The organism is Blastopirellula sp. J2-11 (genome assembly GCF_024584705.1).
GTDB lineage: Bacteria > Planctomycetota > Planctomycetia > Pirellulales > Pirellulaceae > Blastopirellula.
The window spans coordinates 493,438-516,076 of the sequence record NZ_CP097384.1 but is presented as its reverse complement, the minus strand read 5'-3'; the positions used below and the strand labels follow the sequence as shown (position 1 = coordinate 516,076).

At 57.8% G+C, this 22,639-nt stretch carries 23 protein-coding genes; 15 read left to right on the top strand and 8 right to left on the bottom strand.

Annotated elements, in window-relative coordinates; translation table 11 throughout:
• Positions 1 to 82: 82 nt before the first annotated feature.
• Positions 83 to 1,231, top strand: a complete 1,149-nt coding sequence (locus M4951_RS02175) for a serine hydrolase domain-containing protein (RefSeq protein ID WP_262024846.1) — start codon at positions 83 to 85, stop codon at positions 1,229 to 1,231.
• Positions 1,232 to 1,271: 40 nt separating this feature from the next.
• Here the strand turns inward: M4951_RS02175 and M4951_RS02170 are convergent, their stop codons facing one another.
• A complete protein-coding gene (locus M4951_RS02170) occupies positions 1,272 to 1,976 on the bottom strand; it encodes a hypothetical protein (RefSeq protein WP_262024845.1) in 705 nt (234 codons plus the stop codon).
• Between the two features lie 405 nt (positions 1,977 to 2,381).
• On the opposite strand from M4951_RS02170, the gene M4951_RS02165 reads away from it, so the two are divergent.
• Positions 2,382 to 3,947 (top strand): hypothetical protein, encoded by a 1,566-nt coding sequence (locus tag M4951_RS02165; protein WP_262024844.1) that lies wholly within the window; start codon positions 2,382 to 2,384, stop codon positions 3,945 to 3,947.
• Between the two features lie 187 nt (positions 3,948 to 4,134).
• Here the strand turns inward: M4951_RS02165 and M4951_RS02160 are convergent, their stop codons facing one another.
• Both M4951_RS02160 and M4951_RS02155 read right to left on the bottom strand, forming a co-directional pair.
• Positions 4,135 to 4,518, bottom strand: a complete 384-nt coding sequence (locus M4951_RS02160) for a CoA-binding protein (protein WP_262024843.1) — start codon at positions 4,516 to 4,518, stop codon at positions 4,135 to 4,137.
• A gap of 18 nt (positions 4,519 to 4,536) precedes the next feature.
• Positions 4,537 to 5,805: a hypothetical protein gene (locus M4951_RS02155; protein WP_262024842.1), complete on the bottom strand. Its 1,269-nt coding sequence runs from the start codon at positions 5,803 to 5,805 to the stop codon at positions 4,537 to 4,539.
• Between the two features lie 187 nt (positions 5,806 to 5,992).
• On the opposite strand from M4951_RS02155, the gene M4951_RS02150 reads away from it, so the two are divergent.
• From M4951_RS02150 to M4951_RS02140, 3 genes are all read left to right on the top strand, one after another.
• Positions 5,993 to 7,000: an exonuclease/endonuclease/phosphatase family protein gene (locus tag M4951_RS02150; protein WP_262024841.1), complete on the top strand. Its 1,008-nt coding sequence runs from the start codon at positions 5,993 to 5,995 to the stop codon at positions 6,998 to 7,000.
• A gap of 286 nt (positions 7,001 to 7,286) precedes the next feature.
• Complete coding sequence (locus M4951_RS02145; protein ID WP_262024840.1) at positions 7,287 to 8,042, top strand: FkbM family methyltransferase; 756 nt, start codon at positions 7,287 to 7,289, stop codon at positions 8,040 to 8,042.
• A 215-nt stretch (positions 8,043 to 8,257) separates the two neighbouring features.
• Positions 8,258 to 9,124: a DUF1080 domain-containing protein gene (locus M4951_RS02140; protein ID WP_262024839.1), complete on the top strand. Its 867-nt coding sequence runs from the start codon at positions 8,258 to 8,260 to the stop codon at positions 9,122 to 9,124.
• 315 nt (positions 9,125 to 9,439) lie between these two features.
• Here the strand turns inward: M4951_RS02140 and M4951_RS02135 are convergent, their stop codons facing one another.
• Positions 9,440 to 9,916 (bottom strand): DUF1499 domain-containing protein, encoded by a 477-nt coding sequence (locus M4951_RS02135; protein WP_262024838.1) that lies wholly within the window; start codon positions 9,914 to 9,916, stop codon positions 9,440 to 9,442.
• A 111-nt stretch (positions 9,917 to 10,027) separates the two neighbouring features.
• Between M4951_RS02135 and M4951_RS02130 the strand changes: the two genes are divergently transcribed.
• Genes M4951_RS02130 through M4951_RS02120 form a run of 3 tightly spaced genes read left to right on the top strand, consistent with a single transcriptional unit; the run spans position 10,028 to position 12,520 of the window.
• Complete coding sequence (locus tag M4951_RS02130) at positions 10,028 to 11,380, top strand: replication-associated recombination protein A (protein ID WP_262024837.1); 1,353 nt, start codon at positions 10,028 to 10,030, stop codon at positions 11,378 to 11,380.
• Positions 11,377 to 11,658, top strand: a complete 282-nt coding sequence (locus M4951_RS02125; RefSeq protein ID WP_262024836.1) for a GlsB/YeaQ/YmgE family stress response membrane protein — start codon at positions 11,377 to 11,379, stop codon at positions 11,656 to 11,658. Before M4951_RS02130 ends, M4951_RS02125 begins: the two co-directional genes overlap by 4 nt.
• A 49-nt stretch (positions 11,659 to 11,707) precedes the next feature.
• A complete protein-coding gene (locus tag M4951_RS02120; RefSeq protein ID WP_262024835.1) occupies positions 11,708 to 12,520 on the top strand; it encodes a sugar phosphate isomerase/epimerase family protein in 813 nt (270 codons plus the stop codon).
• A 287-nt stretch (positions 12,521 to 12,807) separates the two neighbouring features.
• Here M4951_RS02120 and M4951_RS02115 read toward each other — a convergent pair whose 3' ends face one another.
• Together M4951_RS02115 and M4951_RS02110 are read right to left on the bottom strand one after the other, a co-directional pair.
• Positions 12,808 to 13,041 (bottom strand): hypothetical protein, encoded by a 234-nt coding sequence (locus M4951_RS02115; protein ID WP_262024834.1) that lies wholly within the window; start codon positions 13,039 to 13,041, stop codon positions 12,808 to 12,810.
• Between the two features lie 547 nt (positions 13,042 to 13,588).
• Positions 13,589 to 14,626 carry an aldose epimerase family protein gene (locus tag M4951_RS02110; RefSeq protein ID WP_262024833.1) on the bottom strand — a complete coding sequence of 346 codons (1,038 nt, stop codon included), beginning with the start codon at positions 14,624 to 14,626 and terminating at the stop codon, positions 13,589 to 13,591.
• Between the two features lie 376 nt (positions 14,627 to 15,002).
• On the opposite strand from M4951_RS02110, the gene M4951_RS02105 reads away from it, so the two are divergent.
• The 4 genes from M4951_RS02105 (at position 15,003) to M4951_RS02090 (ending at position 17,669) form a co-directional block, all read left to right on the top strand.
• Entirely contained in the window at positions 15,003 to 15,548 is a 546-nt protein-coding gene (locus tag M4951_RS02105) for an RNA polymerase sigma factor (RefSeq protein ID WP_262024832.1), read from the top strand.
• A complete protein-coding gene (locus tag M4951_RS02100) occupies positions 15,545 to 16,219 on the top strand; it encodes a hypothetical protein (protein ID WP_262024831.1) in 675 nt (224 codons plus the stop codon). Before M4951_RS02105 ends, M4951_RS02100 begins: the two co-directional genes overlap by 4 nt.
• Before the next feature lie 60 nt (positions 16,220 to 16,279).
• Entirely contained in the window at positions 16,280 to 17,230 is a 951-nt protein-coding gene (locus tag M4951_RS02095; protein ID WP_262024830.1) for a PDZ domain-containing protein, read from the top strand.
• A gap of 175 nt (positions 17,231 to 17,405) precedes the next feature.
• Positions 17,406 to 17,669, top strand: a complete 264-nt coding sequence (locus M4951_RS02090) for a lipoyl domain-containing protein (RefSeq protein ID WP_262024829.1) — start codon at positions 17,406 to 17,408, stop codon at positions 17,667 to 17,669.
• A gap of 28 nt (positions 17,670 to 17,697) precedes the next feature.
• Here M4951_RS02090 and rpiB read toward each other — a convergent pair whose 3' ends face one another.
• On the bottom strand, positions 17,698 to 18,135 hold the full coding sequence (gene rpiB / locus M4951_RS02085; RefSeq protein WP_262024828.1) for a ribose 5-phosphate isomerase B: 438 nt from the start codon (positions 18,133 to 18,135) through the stop codon (positions 17,698 to 17,700).
• Positions 18,136 to 18,426: 291 nt separating this feature from the next.
• On the opposite strand from rpiB, the gene M4951_RS02080 reads away from it, so the two are divergent.
• From M4951_RS02080 to M4951_RS02070, 3 genes are all read left to right on the top strand, one after another.
• A complete protein-coding gene (locus tag M4951_RS02080) occupies positions 18,427 to 20,166 on the top strand; it encodes a hypothetical protein (protein WP_262024827.1) in 1,740 nt (579 codons plus the stop codon).
• Between the two features lies 1 nt (position 20,167).
• Positions 20,168 to 21,031, top strand: a complete 864-nt coding sequence (locus M4951_RS02075; protein ID WP_262024826.1) for a glycosyltransferase family 2 protein — start codon at positions 20,168 to 20,170, stop codon at positions 21,029 to 21,031.
• A 151-nt stretch (positions 21,032 to 21,182) separates the two neighbouring features.
• The gene (locus M4951_RS02070) at positions 21,183 to 22,121 is read left to right on the top strand and encodes a rhomboid family intramembrane serine protease (protein ID WP_262024825.1); all 939 of its coding nucleotides are present in this window, start codon (positions 21,183 to 21,185) and stop codon (positions 22,119 to 22,121) included.
• On the opposite strand, the gene M4951_RS02065 is transcribed toward M4951_RS02070, so the two are convergent.
• Entirely contained in the window at positions 22,102 to 22,590 is a 489-nt protein-coding gene (locus M4951_RS02065) for a hypothetical protein (protein WP_262024824.1), read from the bottom strand. The genes M4951_RS02070 and M4951_RS02065 overlap by 20 nt on opposite strands.
• Positions 22,591 to 22,639: the final 49 nt, after the last annotated feature.

Genomic DNA, 22,639 nt, shown 5'->3' with positions numbered 1-22,639 from the left:
GCCGCAAAAGGAGGAAAACCGCATCGGAGTCCGTTAAATTGAGGGCACCCCCCATTTCCGCCGCTACCCGAGGAGCCTACCGATGCGTCGCCTGACTGCCTTACTCTCCCTATCCATGCTATTTCTGCTGGCGCCGATCGCGGCGGCCGACACCCCCCAGATTCCGGCGATCTCAGCGGCGATGCAGAAGTTCGCCGCCGCCGGAAAAATCTCTGGCGCGGTCACGCTGGTCGCCCAAGAGGGCCAGATCATTCATCACGCCGCCGACGGCAAAGCCGACCTCGAAACCGATCGCCCGATGACGACCGACACGATGTTCGCCATCGCGTCGATGACCAAACCAATCACCGCAACCGCCGTCATGATGCTGGTCAACGAAGGCAAGCTGTCGCTTGACGAGCCGATCTCGAAATACCTGCCGGCCTTCGCCAAGGCGCAACTGAAAGATGGCTCAGCCCTTGCGCGACCGATCACCCTGCGCGACTGCCTGACTCATACTGCCGGCTTCCAAGGGAGCCAAGCGTTTGAGACTTCGCTGGCCGACGCCGCGCAAGATATTTCGACGCGCTCGCTGCTGTTTCAGCCCGGCTCGAAATGGTCATACAGTCCTGGAATAACCGTCGCCGGCCGCATTGTCGAAATCGTCAGCGGCATGCCGCTCGAGAACTTCCTCGACACGCGCCTCTTCCAACCGCTCGGCATGCATGACACGACGTTCTTTCCTAGCGAAGAGCAACAGGCCCGCACCGCCAAGATTTACTCTCCCGGCGACGATCCCGGCACGCTGAAATACTCCGGCAATCCCTATTCAGACCCCAGCAAAGTTAAAGGCCCTAACCCGAGCGCCGGTCTTCACTCCACCGCGTCCGACCTAGTGAAGTACTACCAGATGATGCTCGACGGCGGCCAGTCGAACGGCAAACGTTACGTGTCAGAATCGGCCGTCGCCGAGATGACCAAGCTGCAAACGGGCGATCTGCAAACTGGCTTCACCGCCGGCTGCGGCTGGGGACTTGGCTTTTGCCTGGTGCAAACTCCGCAAGGGGTGACCGAGATGCTCAGCCCCGGCACGTTCGGTCACGGCGGCGCCTTTGGTACGCAAGGCTGGATCGATCCTAAGCAGCAGAGGATCTTCGTCCTGATGATCCAGCGTAGCGGTTTCGGCAACGGCGATGACAGCGACGTCCGCAAAGCGTTCCAAACGTTGGCGGTCGACGCGGCGAAGAAATAGCCGTTTTGATCGCCGCGCGAGACGCTGCTTGGGGTAGTCGTTAATCCTCCTCCTCATCGTCAAACTGATACGTCGCCATCGTATTTTCGATGGGGCGGATTGCTCCATCGTCGGTGCGTGCGAAAAGCTGCGGCAATAGTTCGAAAAGGCGCTCGATCTCGTCGGGCGAAAGGTTCTCGGTCGAGAAGAGCCGGGGCGATGCTTTAGCAGCGTTCTCGGCGCTTCCTTCCATCTCGTCCGTATCAAACAAAACGAGAACGCCCGAAAAACGGCGGACGAGCATCTCATCCATCCATTCGACAGGGGTGATCTCGCTGACGATCGCCTGAAATTTGTCGGTCGCTTCTTTGATCCGCTGCTTGCGGTTTTGCTTGGCCCACTGGATCAATTGCTCTAGTTCTCGCTCGCTGACATCCGCTTCAAACTCCACTCCCAGCTTGCGGGCAGACCGTTTTTGCTTTTCTTTGGCCGGAGGACCTGTCTTGAGAATGACAGTCGAGCGATCCCGTGACTTTGGTTGGACGCTTTTGACCACCGGCGCTCCCTTGGTTTCATTAGCGGGAGGCTGACTGTCGACCGGCAAACCGCTGTCGTCAGCGGTCGCTTTCTCTCCGGCGACCTGGGGAACGCGGATCTTGGTACTGCAATAGGGACAAGCGAAGCTACGGCCAGCATGCTTCGCTTTCGCTTTGAGTGTTTGCTTGCAGGAATCGCATTTGAAGCGAATCCTCTCGTCATCCGACATACTTGCCGCTTTCGTTCCCTTGGCCCATTTGGCGCAATACCGTCCTAGGCTAGTTGGGAAAGATGAAGAAACGCCGATGACCGGCGCAGTCGGTTAATGAAGCTTTCCGCAGGCGATGACGAATTACGCCCCCATTGGGGCATACTTTGGCAAAACATCCGCGATTCGCCGGTGCTGGTCCATCATGGCGACATAGGGCGCCTTGTCTGCGCAAACCTTTTTTTAATAAAGGCTTACGACATCGCTCGCAACCATTGGCGAGCGGGCTTGTTCTTGCATCTATCGCAAAAACCAATATGCTGAATAGATTGACTTGAATCCCCAACCTGACTTTGATGCCTCCGTGATCGCTCGGCGGCGGTCCTGATATGCGCAACCGCACCATGGCTCACGCCGAAAGTAACGATGCGTGAGATCCTCTTTCAATACGAAAGCATCAATCCCTCGACGTGGGCCTATGTCGCGTCGCTGCTGGCGATTGGTCTGTACTTTAAGTTCAATCGGGTCTGGAGCGTCCGCAATCTTGACATCTTCCTGATCATCTTGATGGCGCCGGGAATGCTGATGGTCCATTTTGGGCAACAGCAAATCTTGGAATCGTCGCAGCCGGCGATCGCTGCGGCCAACCCTGACGCTTCCCCCGACGATCCGAACTCACAACTCCCGCTTCCGCCGACCGCTGAACTCTCGAACTCGTTTGATCTGGAGCCCGGCGAAGAACCCGAATTGGCGGAAGTCGTTCCCTTGCCAGAGAACCCCTCCGAGGCGGACGAAAAGGAAGCGGCGCGAACGGCGGCTCGCGACATTGGGCGGCAACTCGAAAAGTATGGCTACATCTGGCTCTTCTGCCTGAGCGGCCTGTTGGTCGTGCGGCTGTTCATTGATCCGACGATGGTTCGTCGTCCGATGCTGGAACCGAACTTGACGGTCGGCGGCATGACCTTCATGAGCATCGCCCTCTTTATCTTCCTGATGGCGAATATCATTGTCGGTCGTCCAAGCGAGGCCGACGTGCGCGGGATTCGCGCCGCCGAGATGATGCTGGCCAGCGGCGACTCGGAAGAGGTCGAGAAGTCGCTGCGACACTTTGGTCCCGGCTATCGCCTGCTTAGCTTCTTGCCACGGATTCCCACTTCACAGTTCGCTCAGTCCGAACCGACCACTAACGAAGAGGCCCGTAGCCAACGCATCATCGTCATCCTGACGAAGCTGGTCGCAATCTTGTCGAATCTGGCGATGCTGGTCGGCGTAGTGCTGATCGGCTATCGACACTTCGAGAATCTCTCGATGGGAATCGGCGCGGCGCTGCTTTACCTGTTAATCCCCTATACGGCGCTCTACACCGGTCGCGTTGATCACGTCTTGCCGGGGGCGCTGCTGGTTTGGGCGATCCTTTGTTATCGGCGGCCTACTTGGGCTGGCATCTTCCTGGGATTAGCGATCGGCACCGTCTATTACCCTCTCTTTTTGCTGCCGCTCTGGATTAGCTTTTATTGGCAGCGGGGAGTCGTCCGGTTTGCAATCGGCGTGACCGCTATGCTGCTGCTGCTGACGCTGACCCTGGCGCTGGTCGCGCCAAACCTCACGACGTTCCTGAATCAGTTCAGTGCAATGTTCGGCTTGTGGAGTCCGCGTAGCGAAGGCTTTACTGGCTTTTGGAACTACTTCATCTACTCCAATGACTTCCGCATCCCGATCTTGGCGGCGTTTGTAATCTGCGCCTGCGGCCTGGCGTTTTGGCCGGCGCAAAAGAATCTGGGCACGATGCTCAGCTGCAGCGCCGCGATCATGCTGGCCGCCCAATTTTGGCACGCCAACGACGGCGCGACTTATCTCGCGTGGTACATGCCGCTGCTGCTGTTGACGGTGTTTCGCCCGAACCTGGAAGACCGCGTCGCGCTGCATGTAATCGGCGAAGGCTGGCTGCAGCGTCGACCCGCGCCCGCCAAGGAAGCGAAGAAAGCGGCGTAAGGTGCGTCAAGACGCACCGCGAACCTGCCAACAAGGTAACCATCTCATCGCGTGGCAACGCAATCGCAGGATGCAATCGCAGGATGCAATCGCAGGATGCAATCGCGTCGCGTAGAAAGTATTCAGGGTGGTTAGCAAGGATCGGTGCGTCTGGACGCCCCCTGCCAAACTGGCGGCATGGGCGCGTTCAATCGGCCAACTCTCGCGGCGACATGCCGACGTCGACAATGCTGCAAGCTTGGATTGGATCGATCCCCAATTCGCGGGCTTTGGCCAGCAGCTCTTCACTTTCGGCGCCGGGATTGAAGAAGACTTCTGTCGCGTTGGCGGCGGCGATCTCTTCCAGCAACTTCATCCCGACCTGGGGATGGAGATAGACGCTAATCCGATCGAGCTTGTCGATCGGCAAATCTGATAACTTGGCGTACGCCTGCAAACCTTCGATCTCGCCGGCTTGTGGGTTGATCGGGTAGACGTCATATCCTTGCTGCAGATGAGCGCGAACCGATTTGTTGCCGTATTTGGTTCGATTGTTGCTCGCGCCCAAGATGGCGACGGTCGGCTTGCTCATTGTTTTCTGTTCCACGTTTTAGTTTTCGCGCCGAGCTTGGATCACAGGCGTCGCCGACACTTGTCGCTGCGTGTGCCAGGCTTTCCAACTTGCCGCGTTATAACCGAAATCGCCGCCGCCTGTCAGATTGCGCAGCGCCGAGTAGACATGAGGATTCTCGACCCAAGCAATCGCATGGGCGTTTTGCGAACTTTCCAAAACGTCATCCACTGTTCTCATCCGGTAAGAGGGAGTCGGTCCGACGATGTCAAAACGCTGCGAAACGGGAAATCGCGAGTAATGGTAGATCGCATTCTTTTCAAAGACTTGTCCGTTCGCCCCTTTACGAAACTCGCGCATGATGACCCGCGTCCGCAGCGCATTGGCCAACGGCAGCACCGCCGAAGGATACTCTAGCGCCGCCAGACAATCGGCGGCGCGATTGACCAGGTTGTTGTCATACGACGTGAGAAATCGCGCATAGCGCTCGATCATCTGCGGATGGCGATGCTTGAGCACTTCGATCATGCACATCTCGCGATGATCGGGATTGTTTTGATAGACCGAATGATTCAGCAAAAAACTGAGCGCCGCGTTGCGATCCAAGTTCCCCAGCGTTTCGATATAAAGTCGCTGCAGCTTGAGGTTGTCTTCCCGGCCCAGCAGCGTCATCAAGCCGTGCATCGCCATCGGATCGCGTAGCTGAGAAAAGTCGATCTGATTCTCGCGCTCGTGCGGCGTACCCAGCGATTCGCGCCAACGCTTCAGCCGCACGTACCACGCGACCTGAGCCGCTTTGATCAGACGTTTTTCTTCCATCAACTGCACTTGCTGATGCGTTCGCCAGCGCCCCTGGTAACGGATGAAGCCTCGCGACTGCATATAGTCTTCGCGCTGGCTCCACTCTCCGTTTCGCTTGCGAAAACCGAGCAGCTTTCTCGCTTGCTCATGATCGGGATCCAGCTTCACAATCTGCTCGCAATGCCGATTCGCCTCGTCATAGAGACCGTTCTCTCGGCACCACTTCACCAGGCTCCATTGGTCGACGATAGTCGCCGCCGCGCGGCTGGCCCGCTCTCGGTACTGCTCCAACTCCGGCGGTTCCCGCTCGATCTCGACAATCTGCTCAGAAGCCAACTCGACCACGCCATACGACGAAACGATCCGCTGCGGCGCATCCAAGTCGCCGGCGCTCTCTTGCAAGTCGCCTGAGATCTTTCCGCCGCTAGCTAAGATCACGGTATCCGACCTTGCCGGTTGTGCCGCCATGGTCCAGCATGCCGCTGCTAGCAACCAGGTAAACCGCATCGATTCTCCTGCACGTATGAGGCTCTAACACCCCTTCCAAGATAAAGCGAGCCAACGGTCGATACAACGAAAAGGAGATCTTCGGTCTCGGTTTTTCGCCGCTGAGGCTCTCCCCAACTTTTTGAACCGGTGCAGCAACCGCGTTCTCCCCCAAGCCTAACCGGCGCAATTTCCTGACCTGGAGCGAATGGTGAACAAAGCGAGCGGACTAGCCCTGGCCGCCATCGCCTGTGGAGCGACCTGGTTCTTCTTTCAGAACTTTCGCATCGAAGGACTCGAAGGGCTGAAAGTAGTCCCCCGCGACGCGATGGCGTCGGCCGATGCGTCAGGATCCGGAACCAGCCAACTGGTTAGTTCTCGCAAAGCGCCGATCACGCGCGGCGGCGAGACGATCCGGATCGCTTCGTTCAATATTCAAGTCTTTGGCCGCAGCAAAGCGGACAAACCGCATGTGATGGCTCGACTGGCGCAGATCGTTCGTCAGTACGACGTGATGGCGATCCAGGAGATTCGCTCGCTCGATCAATCCATTTTACCGGAATTCATCGACCAAATTAACGCTGCAGGGCGCCACTACGACTATGTCATTGGTCCTCGTCTGGGACGGAGCGACAGCAAAGAGCAGTACGCCTATATCTATGACACCGCCAGCATCGAGATCGATCGTACGCAGCTCTATACGATTGACGATCCCGGCGACGCGCTCCATCGCGAACCGCTGGTCGCCTGGTTCCGGGTTCGCGGGCCCAATCCCGAGCAAGCGTTCACCTTTACCCTGGTCAACATCCACACCGATCCTGACGAAGTCAAAGATGAAATCAACGTGATGGACGACGTCCTACGCGCCGTACGCGGCGATGGCCGCGGCGAAGATGACGTGATCCTGCTGGGCGATTTCAATACCGACGAACGCAACTTGGGCGAGTTCGGCAGCCTAACCGGGCTCTCGCCGGCGGTGACCGGGATGATGACCAACACGCGGGGAACAGCGTCGTACGACAATCTCTATTTCACCTTGCCGGCGACCAGCGAATTTAATGGCCGCGGCGGCGTGCATGACTTCGTCCGCGAATTCAATCTGTCGATCGACGAAGCGCTGGAAATCTCAGACCACATGCCGGTCTGGGGCGAGTTCAGCATCTACGAAGGGGGCGTCCCCGGCAAAGTTGCAGCAGCGCCGCGCGATTTGCGATAGGCGGAAAAGCGGAGCAGTCGCCGGATCCGCTCTTCCCCGAAGCGGCATGGCAAATTGGCGAAAATAATCAAGCTGAAAAGCTAGGGCAACTCTCCTGCAGCCCGTCTCCCCGCATATCTAGGGGAAAATCGCTGCCAGACTTCCTTCGGGACAAAGATCCATCTTGCATGGTCGATGATTTCCAACGATAAACCCCCACCCCTTTGGCCATAAAAAGCCAACCATATCTCCTAGAAAATTGCGTAAAGCGCCAATCCGAGAAACCGAAATTGCCGGGAAAACGCGGATGAATCTCAACTACATGCACTTGCCTCTCTGGCTTGAGAAATCTTGGCTCTTCAAGAAGCTCTATCTGTGGCGAAAGCTGTATTGGTGCAAGTCGTCGTACCGACACTATTCGCAGTTTGCCGAAGACATCACGATCAACCGCTTTTTTCCCCAGGACTATCAAGGTTTTTTTGTGGATGTCGGCTGCTTTCATCCGCAGAAATTCAACAACACCTGGCAGCTTTATCAAAACGGCTGGCGCGGCGTAAATATTGATATCGACGCGATCAAAATCGAAGCCTTTCAAATCGCTCGACCGGCTGACATCAACATCAGTTGCGCCGTCTCCAATCAAGAAGGGGAAATCGACTACTACTCGAACGGTTTCTATTCGCTCACGATCTCGTTAGATGCAAAATTTGCGAAACGCGACCCCAACTATGTTCGTCGCACGACGCGCTGCGCAAAGCTGACGACCTTGCTCGACGAGTCACCCTATAGGGATCGCCAGATCGACTTACTCTCGGTCGACGCCGAAGGGCATGATCTGGAAGTTTTGGCCTCGCTCGACTTCGCGAGATATGCCCCGCGTCTGATCGCCGTCGAAACGCACAACCCGCTGTTTTCACAAGTCAGCGAATCCCGGCTCTATTGCTTCCTCCGAGAGCACGAATATTGCCTGGTCGGTTGGTGTGGACTCACCCTCATCATGGCGAGTAAAGAACTGCAAAGATCGCTAAGCCCAGCCGCGAAGACGACGCGTTGCGCCGCATAAACAGGCCCGCATTCAAGACAATCGCTGGGTCACGCCATCCATCTCCGGCGCCGCGGCCTGCAGTCGCAGGTAAAACAAACGCCCAGAAATGCGGCAGAAACGCCTGGAATGACGCCGGACGACCTGCGACACTAGAGATTCCGCCGATGATGTCTCGTGAAATCCTGATATCCGTCGCTCCCTTCCCTGCCTTCCGAATTAGGTCACGCCAGAACATGTCTGTCTATCGCCTGTGCGCTTTCATCGTCTTGCTTGTTGGTCTGCCGACTTCTCTTGTTTCGGCGGAAGAGACTTCCCCGGCCGCCGCCAAGCCGATCACGCCGACCGAGACGATCTCACTGCTCGGCCAAGGCGACTTGTCCCAACATTTTTACACCTGGCTGACCGACGGCGGTTACGAAGATCCTCGGCATGTCTTCACAATGGGCAAAGATGGAATCCTCAAAATCTCCGGCGACGGCTTCGGCGGTCTGATCACGCACCAAGAGTACGCCGACTATTACCTGGTGCTTGAATATCGCTGGGGAACCGAAACGCTGCTCACGCGTAAAGGCCGCGCTCGCGACGGCGGGCTGTTGCTCCATTGCCAAGGCCCCGACGGCGGCTTCGGCGGCTCGGCCACCAAGCCCGGCCCCTGGATGACCTCCATTGAATGCCAGATCATCGAAGGTGGCGTCGGCGATATCCTGGTTCTGGCAGGCAAAGACGCCGCGGGCAAGCCGCTGAAAGCGTCTGCTACCTGCACCATCGTCCGCGATCGCGACGGCGAAGCGGTTTGGTCTCCCACCGGAGAAGCAACCACCTTCCCGAAAGGCCGCATCAACTGGTTCGGTCGTGATCCCAACTGGAAAGACGTGGTTGACTTCCGCGGCCCCGACGATGTCGAAAGCCCCGGCCAAGAGTGGACCAAGCTCGAATGTTTCTGCGTCGGCGACAAGCTCGTCTATCGCGTCAACGGAGTCGTCGTCAACCGCGCCAGCAACGTCATTCCGCGACAAGGAAAGATCCTGCTGCAAACCGAAGGCGCCGAGATGTATGTCCGCAAAGCGGAGATCGGCCCGCTGCCGAAAGAGATTCCGTAGTCGCACAACGTGCCAAGCATCGAATTTCTCTTCACAGCCCGACGCGCCAGTTTTGAGGTTGCGCAATTTCCCTGGTTGGCCGCGATAGCTCCGCTATCCGCGGCGGCGCAGCCGTAAGAGGCATTGGTTCCCGGTAAGCAGTTCAGGGGCTTTTCGCTATTTCCAACGGTATAGCGACCACCGAAGTTCGTCCGACTGCGGCTCGATGCCTCTTACCGACTTCGTCGGCCCCGATAGCCCGAGCTATCGCGGCCAACCAGGGAAATTGCGCAACTTCAAAACAGGCGTTGGCGGGCGACGCAAAGAAACCTCCGTTCATTCCTCGCACTTCCACGCAAACTCCTCCACCGTCTGCAACCGCCGCATCAGCTCTTTGATATTCCGCGGGTTCTGCCCCAGGTCTCCCTTCCCCAATCGCGACTTGCTGTAGACTGTGATCGAGGTCGTTTCATCACCCGGCGTGATCGTGACCCGGATATCGTCTACAAATCCCCAAAGCGGCGTCTTGCGGGTTGCATGAATGACGGTTTTCTCACCGCCGTCGACTCTTTCCACGTTCCATCGTGAGAGGCTAGCGATCTGCTCCTGAACCACTTTCGCTGCACAGTCGGCGGTTCCCTTCACCAACAGCGGGCGCAGCAGCGGATCCGCGGCTTTGATTCTCGTCTCCGCTACATTCGTCGAGAGATCCCGCGACCAGTCGTCGACCGTCATCACGACCGCGAAGACGAAAAAAAGCACAACGGCTCCGATGACGCCCAATCCAATCCAGATCATTTTACGTAACTTCATTTCGCTCAGGGGGCGAAAGCTGCTGGGGAATTGCGACGCCGCCCGGTTGCCCAGGCAGCTTCGTACGATTCCAATAGTATGGTCGAATCCTTTCCTCCGATGGTCGCGCCAGTGTCCTCTTTATTCGAAAAAGCGGAAGCGAAAAACTTTGATCGCATCCGTCCGCTCGCCGCGCGGATGCGTCCCCGCACGCTCGAAGAGTTCGCCGGACAAACGCACTTTCTGGGCGAAGGGAAGCTGCTACGCCGGCTGATTCAGGCCGATCGGCTCAACTCGGTCCTCTTTTACGGTCCCCCTGGAACCGGCAAAACGACCCTGGCGCAACTGTTGGCCCGCGAATGCCGGAGCCGCTTCGAGCAACTCAACGCGGTCACCAGCGGCGTGAAAGAACTTCGCGAAGTCCTGCAAAAGGCGAAAGATGAGATCGCCGTCGGCGGCCGCCGCACATTGCTCTTCATCGACGAGATCCACCGCTTCAACAAGTCGCAGCAAGACGCGCTGTTGCCAGATGTCGAAAATGGAATCGTCATCCTGGTCGGCGCGACGACCAGCAATCCCTTCTTCGCCGTCAACAGCGCCCTGGTCAGCCGCAGCCAGGTCTTTCAGTTTCAACCGTTGTCGCCTAGCGACATTAAGCAGTTGATCCACCGCGCGCTGGCCGACAAGTCGGTAGGGCTCGGCAATATCCCGATCAACATCCACGAAGACGCGATCCACTTTTTGGCCGAAGTCAGTGACGGCGATGCGCGTCGCGCGCTGAACGCCTTAGAGATCGGCGTGCTGTCGAGCAAAGAGCGCCCCGTCGAGTTCACGCAAGAACTCGCCGCCGAGTCGGTGCAGCGCAAAGCGGTGCAGTACGATCGCGACGGCGACTCGCACTACGACGCCGCCAGCGCCCTGATCAAAAGTATCCGCGGCAGCGATCCCGACGCCGCGTTGTATTGGCTCGCTCGCATGCTGGAAGGAGGCGAAGACGTTCGCTTTCTCACGCGACGCCTGGTGATTCTGGCGAGCGAAGATGTCGGCAACGCCGATCCCCGCGCGTTGACGCTCGCCGTCTCGGCGATGCAGGCCTGCGAGTTCATCGGCCTGCCCGAGTGCCAACTCACGCTCTCCCAAACAGTCGCCTACTTGGCTTGTGCGCCCAAGTCGAACGCGGCGACGATCGCGATCGGCGAAGCGGTGCAAGATGTCCGCGAAGGACGCTTGATCCCGGTCCCGGTACATCTGCGCGACGCGCATTATCAAGGGGCGAAAACCTTGGGACATGGCGCCGACTATCAATACGCCCATAACGCCGACGATGGAGTCGCCGCCCAAGACTACCTGGGCGTCGATCGCGAATACTATCGCCCGGTCCCCCGCGGCTTTGAAGCGGAACTGGCCGAGCGGCTAAAATCGATCCGCGCGAAACTTCGCACGGCGAAAGAAACCTCCTCTCCTGCTGAGGAACCGAAAGCATGACCCTGTTTGAAATCTTGCTGTTTCTGATTGTCGCCGCAATTTGCGGCGGCGTCGCGCGCAGCCTGGTCGGCGGCACCAACGGCGGCTGCTTTGTATCAATCGCTGTCGCGTTCGTCGGCTCGATGCTCGGCGGCAAACTAGCGCAGTTCACCGGCATGCCCGAGCCGTTGCCGATCGAAATCGGCGGAGTGCAACTTCCCATCATCTGGTCGATCATCGGCGGCGCGTTGTTTGTGGCGGCCCTCCGGTTGATCAGCGGCGGCGGTCGCAAAGAATAACGACCACGCTAGGCATTTTCTTCCCTCTTGAACCCACCTGACGAGTGTTATGAAATTCGGTATCTGCAACGAGACCTTCCAAGACTGGCCTCTGGCCCGCGGTTTTGAATACGCCAAAAACGCTGGCTATACCGGCGTCGAAATCGCCCCCTTCACGATGGCCAAAAGCGCCTATGACATTACGCCGCAGCAGCGTGAAGAGACGCGTCGCGCCGCCGAAGACGCAGGCGTCACCGTGATCGGCCTCCACTGGCTGTTGGCGAAAACCGAAGGTTTTTATCTGACGACGCCCGACGACGAAGTCCGCAATCGCACCAGCGATTACTTCGCCGAACTAGCGCGACTCTGTCGCGATCTGGGGGGCACGATCATGGTGCTGGGAAGCCCGCAGCAGCGCAATCTATTGCCCGGCGTGACCGAAGCTGAAGCGATGAAGCTCGCGGCCGATTGTCTCCGCCGCGCGATGCCGACGCTGGAAGAATGCGGCATTACGCTCGCCCTTGAACCGCTCGGCCCTGCCGAAGGGGACTTCTTGCTAACCGCCGAAAAGGGGCTCGAACTGCGCGAGATGATCGACTCCCCCAACTGCCAATTGCACTTGGACGTGAAAGCGATGTCGAGCGAGACCAAACCGATCCCGCAGATCATCCGCGACAGCGTACCCCACATCGCCCACTTCCACGCTAACGACGCCAACAAGCTGGGCCCCGGCATGGGCGACATCGACTTCCACCCCATCTTCGCCGCACTCAAAGAAGTCAACTACGACGGCTGGGTCTCGGTCGAAGTCTTCAACTATGAACCAGGCCTCGAAGCGCTGGTCGACGGCAGCTTGAAGTATATGCAGAGCTGCCTGGGCTAACTGAAGCAGTAGCGACTGCCTTGATCGTCAAGCAGTTTTCGCATACACGCGACAAGGGTGACCATCTTGGGTTTGCCAGCCAAGGTGGCCGCCTAGCCGGCTAAATATTTCACGAAATCAGCGAGGGGCATCGTCGCTGCATCCAGACGCTTGGCGCGCGGGTCGTTACGCTGACGGACCTGGATGATCGTCTTGACTCATTGCGGCGGCACGACCTCGATCGCTGGGCGTTCCAGCTGTTCCTCGGCTAGGTTGCGCTGCTTCAGCAACTGCGTCACCACAATCGCCTACAGGCCGGTGATGCATTCCAAACGCACGGCCGTTTCATAATAACGGGATTCGACCTGATATCCGGTCGTCAGCGCCTTGTGATATTCTTCGATCGCCCACCGCTGCGCATCGTGGTCGATCACGTGCTGGGCTTGCTCCACCGTTTCGACGGGCTGCAAAGTGAGCAGCACCCAACGAACGCGTTCGACTTGATTCGGCGGATCCACCTCGGCCAGTTCAACGGCCCACATCGCTAGCAGCTCGTTGGGCGCGTGCTCGCGAATCCAAGCGTTGGTGACCTTCGCGGGTCAGCAGGGCCTAGTGCGACTTGACGCACCCTCCGAAAATCGATTGGATCGGACCACCAACCGTGCGTTTTGTCAACGGATAATCTTTGGCCGGCATCTCTCTTCCTAACCCGCACCACGAGTCTTGAAGTTTTGAAGCTGCGCCTTTTCGAACCAATTGAACACTAGCCCGAGGCGCGAACCGAAGGAATGCGGGCGCCATCATTTTCGATCCCCTGGAAGCCAACTGCCAAAGGTCATTCATGTCAAAGAATAGGGAAGCGGCGATTCGTGAGGACGATCGGTTTTCAAATGAACCGCTGCGCGATTGGACGGCGTTATTGGCAATCTCGCAGCCCTATGGGAGTGGAGTACGCTATCCTTCGGCTCGCGATTCGGGCTAGTGTCTTGGTTTGCTTGTGGCTGGTCAGGCCAAGGCCTGACCTTCATTCGAAATAAAAAAAGGCGTCCTGAAATTGGACGCCGTTTCTCGTTGTTATGCGCCGCGCGTCTACTTCTCGACGCGAAACTTATGCACCGTCTGCTCATGAAATTTTTCGCCCGGCTTCAACGTGCTGGTCGGGAAGTTCGGTTGGTTCGGCGTGTCGGGGTAATGTTGCGTTTCGAGACAGAACGCTTCGTGCTGGCCGGTCCGAGCTTCAGCCGGTAGGCCGCTCAAAAAGTTGCCGGTATAGAACTGGATGCCGGGCTGGGTAGTGTAGACCTCCATCACGCGGCCTGACTTGGGATCTTTGATGGTCGCGGCCAAAGCAGACTTGCCGTGACTCCCCAGGACGAAGCAATGATCGTAGCCAACCGGATCGCCGCCGGTGGCTTGCAGATCTTGGCCGACCGGTTTGAACATGGTGAAGTCCATCGGCGTCCCTTTGACGGGCGCTTCTTCGCCGGTCGGAATGAGCGCGTCGCTGACCGGCAGATAGGCGTTGGATTCCAACTTCAGTTGGTGATCGTAAACCTTGCCGCTGCCGACTCCGGCCAAATTCCAATAGCAATGATTGGTCAAGTTCAACACAGTCGCAGCGTCGGTGGTCGCGGTGTAATCCATGACCAACTGATTGTCGTCGGTCAACAGATATTTGACCGTGACCGTCAAAGCGCCGGGATACCCTTCTTCGCCGTCGGGACTGGTGCGCGTAAAAGCGACGCCGACGCTGTTGGCCTCTTTTACTTCTTGGGCGTTCCAGACGTAGCGGCTAAAACCTTTGGTTCCGCCGTGCAGCGTGTTTTCGCCGTTGTTTAAGGCCAGGCTATATTCTTTGCCGTCGAGCGAGAATTTTCCTTGGGCGATCCGGTTCGCGAAGCGACCGACCGTCGCGCCGAAATAAGGATGGCCCCCTTCATACAGGTCGACGTCGTCCAAGCCAACGGTGACGTTGGCGAGCACTCCATTCTTGTCGGGGCATTTCAGCGAAACGATGGTCGCCCCGTAATTGATCAGTTCCATTTCCAGATCCCCATTCTTGACCGTGAACAGGGTGACCTCTTGGCCGTCGGCGGTTTGGCCGAAGGGTTGAGATGCAATCGACATAGCGGCGTTACTCTTTGCGACAGTTTTCGTGGGCTCGGCGGCAAGGACGAACTGCGTCCCCAACAGGCTCGCGGCTAATGAGAAGACGCACCAGCATCTCATAATTTGGTTCATTTCTCGACTCCCCTTAGCGGCTCACAAAAAGCCCTAAGTTACATGTTTGGGCGGAAATTTCAGGTTAGTAACGCTGGCGCATTATGTCGGCCAGGGGAGAAAAAGTCCATAATTGCCGGCCCCATAGCGAAAACCAAGCCAAGATTTCCTGCGTAAAAAGGGCTGATGCGCCAAAGATCTCAATCGGGCCCCCTTTTTTCTGAGAATCTCCGCAAGACGACGGCGTCAGCGGTAACTATCTATGCGAACAGTGAGTAGCACCTTGTCCAGCAGCGCAGACAACCGCATGAAGCCCGACTGGCCAGCCATTCTTGCTGAACACGAGCAATGGCTGCGCGCGGTCTTGTATGCACGCTTGCGCAACAAGGACGATGTTGAGGATGCGTTTCAAGAGACGTTCGCCGCGGCGATATCGGGCAGCGACAAGCTGCGTGATCTGGAGCGCGTCGGACCATGGCTGTACCAGATTGCGATCCGTCAGGCGTTGCTATTCCGGCGAAAGCAGGGGCGACAGCAACGCAAGATCGAGCAATTTGCTCAGCAGGCCGGATCGCCGGCCGAGCGGGATCCGCTCGGTTGGCTTCTGGCGGATGAACGGCAGCAGCAAGTCCGCGCAGCGCTTGCGGAACTTCCGCAGCGCGATGCCGAGATTTTGCTGCTGAAGTATTTGGAAGATTGGAGTTACCAGCAAATCGCCGACAGGATCGGCGCGAGCCATAGCGCAGTGGAAGCGCGACTGCATCGGGCTCGCGGGCGACTACGCGACAAACTACGTGCCAGGAACGTCGCAGGAGCGACTCGCCGATGAACGAAAACGAACGAATCGAATTACAACGTCAGATTGATTTATTGGTCGACGGCGAACTGTCAGCCGAGCAAGAGCGGCACTTACTGACGCGGCTGGATCAGGAAGAGGCATGGCGCGATTGTGCGCTGACATTCGTCGAAAACCAAGTTTGGCGGCGAGCAGTACCGCAAACGGTTGATTCCCCCCCCGTGGCGATTCCCCGCGCCACAACGGCAACTCCCACCGCGGCGCCGATCCTCCACGGCGCCCGCGGTTGGGATGGCCGCTTGGGTCAACTAGCGGCGCTCGCCGCATCGGTCATGATCGCGTTTATCGGCGGTCAGTTGGCTGCGCCCTTCCTTTCGACCCCGGACAGCGGCGGCGCTGCGGTGGTTTCGCCGATTTCTCAAAATTCTCCGCAAGAGAATGGGCTGTTCGTCAACTATCGTTCCGGCGACCGAGTCGATCGGATGCCGATTGCGATTGATGACAGCAAACCATTTGATCCTGCGGCGCCTTTTCCGACTTCGTTCGGAATGAGCCCTGCAGAGTTGCAAAAGCTGAGCGACGCCGGCCGGAAGTATCAGCAGAAGCAACAGTGGGTGCCGGTGACTTTAAAAGATGGACGTCAGGCGGTGATTCCCATGCAAGAGGTCGTCGTGGAGCCGACCCCGAAGCATTACTTTCCCTAAGTCGATGCAAACCGCCGACCACACGCAAAACAAACCAGACTTAAGCAGGAGTTTGAAGCGATGAAATCGAATTGGTATTCCCAAGGCTTGATGTTGGCTGCGATGGCGGCGACAGTCGGCGGCGGCAATTTGCTGGCGGCGCAAGAAGGAAATAACGACGCCAAAGTCGTTGAAGCCAAGCCGGTGGAGGCCAAACCGGCTGATGAAGCGAAGCCCGAGAAACAAGAGGCCAAGCAGAACTTTTGGATCGGCGCCAAGATGGCCGCCGAAGTGCCTGCCCTACTCAAGCGACATCTGCCGCAACTGGCCGACAAAGGCGTCTATGTCGAAGCGGTGTTTGACGGCAGCCCGGCGTCGCAAGCGGGGCTAGAAGCGGACGACGTGCTGCTTGAGTTGAACGGGCGCCCGTTGGCGGAAGCTCGCAAGTTGGTCGAAGCGGTGCGCGGCGGCGAAGGAGAGACGCTCAAGTTGGTCGTACTGCACAACGGCAAAGAAACGACGTTGGAAGTGAGCCCCCGGCCGATGACGCAAGCAGACGTCGCGGCGATCACCCAAGCACAAATGATGCACGGCATGTCAGAGCAACTGCCGAGCGATGCGATGCGGATGCGATTTTTTGGTCCTGGGCAACTGATGCCGCAGGCCGGCGCAATGCGTGCTCTGCCGCAAGCGGGTCAGAACATCACCGTTCAGATCGAGCACCAAGGGGACCAGCCGGCGAAGCTGCATATCGAAAAAGATGGCAAGTCTTACGATATCACCGCCGACCAACTGGATCAGTTGCCGGAAGATATTCGCCCGCTCATTGAGCGATCCTTGGGCGGCATGCCGTTTGGCCAGCAGGGCGAAATCGATATTGAATCGCTGCTGCCGCAAGGCGCGCCGGACGCCATGATGCAACAGCAACTGCAGCAGATCCACAAGATGCTCGAAGAGATGAAAGCTCAGATGCGCGGCCAAATGCAGGGACAACCGCAACCGCCGGCAGTGAAAGACGATCACGCAATCTAAGAAGCAAGCCTGTGTCTCGCCAGGTAGAAGAGGGATGAGAGCGGCGTGCGCGGCAAGGCGCACGTCGCTTTTTTATGCGCGCCAAGATTCGTTTTGATCTTGTTTGGATCGCGGTTGGCCGTTATTTATTCCGCCGCACGTTAACAAAAACATCGATCGCGCGGTCTTGCCCTTTATGTCAGAAGTTCGCCAAGTTCCCTTGATATTGCCCGACCTCGGTTTGGATGACTCGACGCTTCGCGCCAGCATGTGGCTGGTTCCGAAGGGGAAGCCGGTCTACCGCGGAGATCGTTTGCTCGAAGTCTTCGCCGGCGAAGTGACGTTTGACGTCGTCGCCCCCGAGTCGGGCGTCCTCTCGATGAAGATGGTCGATGAAGACGATCGAATTGAAGTGGGGCAGTTGCTTGGCGCCATCGTTGCTAGCGAAGAGCTAAATTAGCCTAGCGCCAAGCTAAGGAAACTTTGCTCTAGCCTTCAAACTCGTCGAGCTTCTCGATGCGACGTTGATGTCGGCCCCCTTCAAACTCGCCAACGAGCCAAGCGTCGACAATTTCTAGCGCCAGCGGCAACTCGATCAGACGTTCGCCGATCGCGATCACATTGGCGTTGTTGTGCTTTCGGCCTAGCTGGGCAGTCTCGACGCTCCAGCAATAAGCGCAGCGTACGCCGCGGATCCGATTGGCGGCGATCGCCTCTCCGTTGCCGGAACCTCCGAGAACGATTCCTCGCTCAAATTTACCATCGGCGACTGCCTGAGCGGCTGGCATGATGAAATCGGGATAGTCGCATGACTCGGCTGAAAACGTGCCGTAATCGGTAGCTTCGTGTCCCAGTTTCTGCAAATGCTCCAAAATCGCTTGCTTGTAGTGAAAGCCGGCGTGGTCGGAAGCGACGACGATCTTCATTGGACGAACTAACGAAAGGATTGGAGGGGAGCCCCCGCACGGCGGCGAGATTAGACGAATCGCCCCATCATAGTCGGCAGAATCGGAACGTGTTAGGCGGGCGCCGGCCGTGCGGCTGGCCGTTAACCCGGCATTTACGGCTCTTTTTTTTCCGGATTCCCGCGACAAGGTCTCATTTTCCGGCCGATGAAACTGTATGACCTACTCTTTTGCATTGAATTCGGAGAATTTTCGTCCACTTTCCCACCCACTCTTTTCGCTATGTCGGTCGATTCCAAATCCCCAGCCGCTGTGCGGAGCATTCTTCATTGGGGAATGCTGGTCGCTATTTTGTTAGCGGTCGCGATGGCCGTGACGCCTCACGTCGCCGATCCCGATCTGTGGGGGCACGTGCAATATGGCGCCGATCTGCTGCGCGAAGGGCTGCCGGCGACGACCACTTACAGCTACACGGCCGAGGGATACCGCTGGATCAATCATGAAAATCTGAGCGAAGTCGTTTTGGCGATTGGAGCCGAGACGATTGGCCCTGTCGGTCTGTTGTGGGGCAAGTGTTTGCTGGGACTAGCGATCGTCGGCGTCATGCTGTGGCGCTGCGAGTCGCAGCGTTTGCCGCTGATGATCTCTGGAATGGTCGCGCTGTTGGCGGCGCTCAACTTGACGAACCACTGGAATGCGCGACCGCAGCTATCAAGCTTCGCCCTGTTCACCCTGCTCATTGTATTGCTGGACCAATGTTTCGCCGGCTGGCGCAACGACTGGCGTTTGCCCTGGTTGGGGGCGCAGTTTCGTCGTGAAGATTATCGACCGCTCGCCGCTTCGCACCCGCGCATGAAATGGCTATGGCTTTGCGTCCCTCTCTTTTTCGTTTGGGCGAACGCGCATGGCGGATTTGTCGCCGGGTACGCCGTTTTTCTGGGATATCTGATTTGCCGTTTCCTCGAGCTATCGCTCGATCGCGGCTGGCAAGGCGCCGGCATGATGCGTCGCTTGACGTTGATGGCGGTCGTCGGCGGTCTGGCGACGTTGGTGAATCCATACGGGCCCAACTTGCATCTTTGGTTGCTCAATTCCTTGCGGACGGCGCGGCCCGAGATCACCGAATGGCATCCGTTGTACGAACTGAATCTGGCGTCGATCGCTTTTGTTGCGTTGATCGCGGCGTTGGCGTTTGCGATCTTGCTAAGCCGTAAGCCGCTCGACTTTACGCAGTTGGCGATCACCGGCGTCGTCGGTTGGCAAGCGCTGGCGCATCAACGACACACGCCGTTTTTGGCGATCTTGTTTGGGCTGTGGTACGCACCGCATTTCGCTTCGGCATGGCGGCGTTGTCTTGGCGCTAGTTCGGCGACCGAACATCCGTCGCCGCGACAAGCCTGGATGATGGGGGGCGGCCTGGCCGTTGTGTATGTGGTGTTGATCACGGCGCTGGTTCCTCGGCTTTCGCAGATGCCGACGCCGCGCGCTCAGTATCCTGTGTCAGCGATGCAATACATGGCCGATCATCATCTGCAAGGCCGTCTGGTAGCGACCTATAACTGGGCCCAGTATGCGATCCACGCGTTGGCCAGCGATGGCGATACGCAGTTGCAATTCGATGGTCGATTTCGAACCAGTTATCCGCAAGAGGTGCTCGACATGCACTTCGATTTGATTTTGGGACCCGATCCCAAGCTGCGAAATCGGAGCGCTGAGTCAGGCCCTCCCGACGCAGGCCGCGTGTTGAAATATGGCCGGCCCGATCTAGTGCTGATCGATCGTGGTCAACCTTATTCGACCCAAGCGATGCAGCAACACTCGGATGAGTGGACGCTGCTTTATCAAGATTCACTTGCCCAAGTTTGGGGACGTCGTGACGAGTACGGTGAGCCGAGCTCAACGCGTTATGTTCCGCCACGAGAGCGCCAAATCAGCGACGCCCCGCAAGTTGGCGCAGTTGCGTGGCCTGCACATCCGGTTCGTCGTCAGGCGATCGCGTTTGCGCAACCTTCACCACCCATCATGCCAGATCACACTGAAAAAGGAAAATAGAATGCCAGCCTCTATGATTGCGCCGCGAACCAGTTCGCCGCGTGACTCCTTCGATTGGGAAGGAGAAACCATTACTGCAATGGATCGCCGCTTGGACGAGATTGACCGTCTGTCGCAAGCGCTGGCGGCCGATCAAACCGAGCAGCGCTGCGCTCCGTGCGACTATCATTTTCCGCCCGGCTTTCGGTTGAGCGTTGTGATCCCTGTTTACAACGAGCGCGAAACGATTGAAAAGATTGTCCGTCGGATTCATCAGTTACCGATCGACACCGAGATCATCGTGGTCGACGATTGCAGCACCGACGGCACGCGCGACGTGTTGGCCCGGATTGCGCATTACGTCGATCTGAAGATCAAGTATCACGACCAAAACCAGGGCAAAGGGGCCGCTTTGCGAACCGGTTTCGCCGCGGCGAGCGGCGAAGTTGTCATCGTGCAAGACGCCGATCTTGAATACGAGCCGCGCGATATCCTGACGGTGATTCAGCCGATTCTCGAAGGAGAAGCGGACGTCGCCTATGGATCGCGATTTAGCGAAGCGCGTCATGTGAACTCGTCTTGGATTCATCGCGCCGGAAATCGCTGTTTGACCTGGCTGTCGAATTTTACGACCGGACTGAAAATCACCGACATGGAGACATGTTACAAGGCGATTCGGACTTCGGCCCTGCGCTCGGTGACAATCGAGCAAGACCGTTTCGGGTTTGAGCCCGAAATTACCGCCAAGCTCGCTCGCCGCAGCTTTCGTATCGTGGAGCGACCGATTTCATACAACGCGCGCAGCTGGAAAAGCGGCAAGAAGATCGGCATGCGTGACGCAATTCAGGCGATTTGGTGCATTCTGCGTTACGGATGGCGCGATTAGTCGCAGGGGCGGCGCCCATCGTCGCTCGTCTGTTCTACAATAGTCGAGTGACTGGAACTGAACGGAACAAGACGCAGCACGGGGCGCACGATATCGTGCGTGACGCCTGGGCTGCGACCCAATAAGGCGTCCCCAGGGCGACAATAGTGAAATGCGGCAAATCGGCGCGATTGCAACGGATCAAGAAGCGGCCCGCTTCGTCGACTACCTTTTGACGCAAGGGATCGAAGCGAAGTCCGATCCGCGAAACGGCGAGTTCGTCGTCTGGATTCATGACGAATCGCACATCGACCAGGCGCGCAGCGAGCTTCAGGCCTATCTTTCGAACCCCAGCGACCAGCGCTACGCTGACGCTTCGAAAGAAGCGAATTCGATTCGAAAGGTGGAATACCTGAAGAACGAACAACGCCGCAAGAATATGCATGACATGCGAGGCAAGTTAGGGGGGGCCGGCATGATGTCGCGCATGGCTCCGGTCACCATGACCATCATGTGGATCTGCATCGGCGTGACGGCGGTCAGCTTTTTCGCCCCCAATTTTGTGCCGGGATTGAAGGGCAACTGGTTGATCGACTGGCTGACCTTCGCCCCTTATTCCATGTTGCCGGCGGCGATGCTCAAGCACGATCCGTTTGTCGCGATCGAAGCCGGACAGGTTTGGCGCTTGATCACGCCGATCTTTCCGCACGGCGGTCTGATGCACATCGCTTTTAATATGTACATGTGGTACTCGTTTGGCGGAATCTTAGAACGCCGTTTGGGATCGGGCCGCTACTTGCTGATGGTGCTGGGGCTAGCGATCTTTGGCAACGTTGCGGCGGCGTCGGCGTCAATTTTTATTACCGGCAACGCCAGCGAACTTTATGCGATCGGCATCTCCGGCGTCTTGTTTGGACTGTTTGGTTTCGCCTGGGTGAAGTCGACCTTTGAGCCGCAGTTTGGCATCTACCTGCCAAGTCAGTCGGTGCTGATGATGATGCTTTGGTTCGGGCTTTGCTGGCTCGGTTTTGTCGGCAATATCGCCAACTGGGGTCATACCTGCGGACTCATCGCCGGAGTGATCGCCGGATTCATTCCGAGCCGTCCGTGACCAGGATCGGCGTCGAACGAGAAACGGCGTAGTCAATAAACTCGCGCAGGCCGTCTTGGATTGGCGCCGCGTCGAGTCCGTTTTCGCGCCCTGCCGATTTAATCTGACCGCAATCCAGATCGATCGCGATGGTGCAGGTCTTACCGTCCTGGTGAAACTCCAACGCAATCGGCCAATCCGGCTCGCACGGCGAGTCGACGCCTGGAAACCGATAACTGGCGTCTTCGACCAACGCTTTTTGCAGATCGTCGAGATCGGCGACGTGCGAGATGTCTCGTCGCTGCTCGTTTCCATCGATCTGGCGGACCAGTTGCACCTGCTTGGCGCTGCGGATGAGGACGACATCATCAGGCCCAAAATAGGTGATCGCCTCCCTGGTGCGACTCCAATGGTAAGCGAGATTGAGCCCGGCGATTGTCGCCGCGAGCAGGAGAATAGCGGCGACCAGCCATGTTCCGCGAGTTTTCATGCAACCATAGAAGCGGGATAGAGGTAATTTTTCGTTCGACCGCGTCATA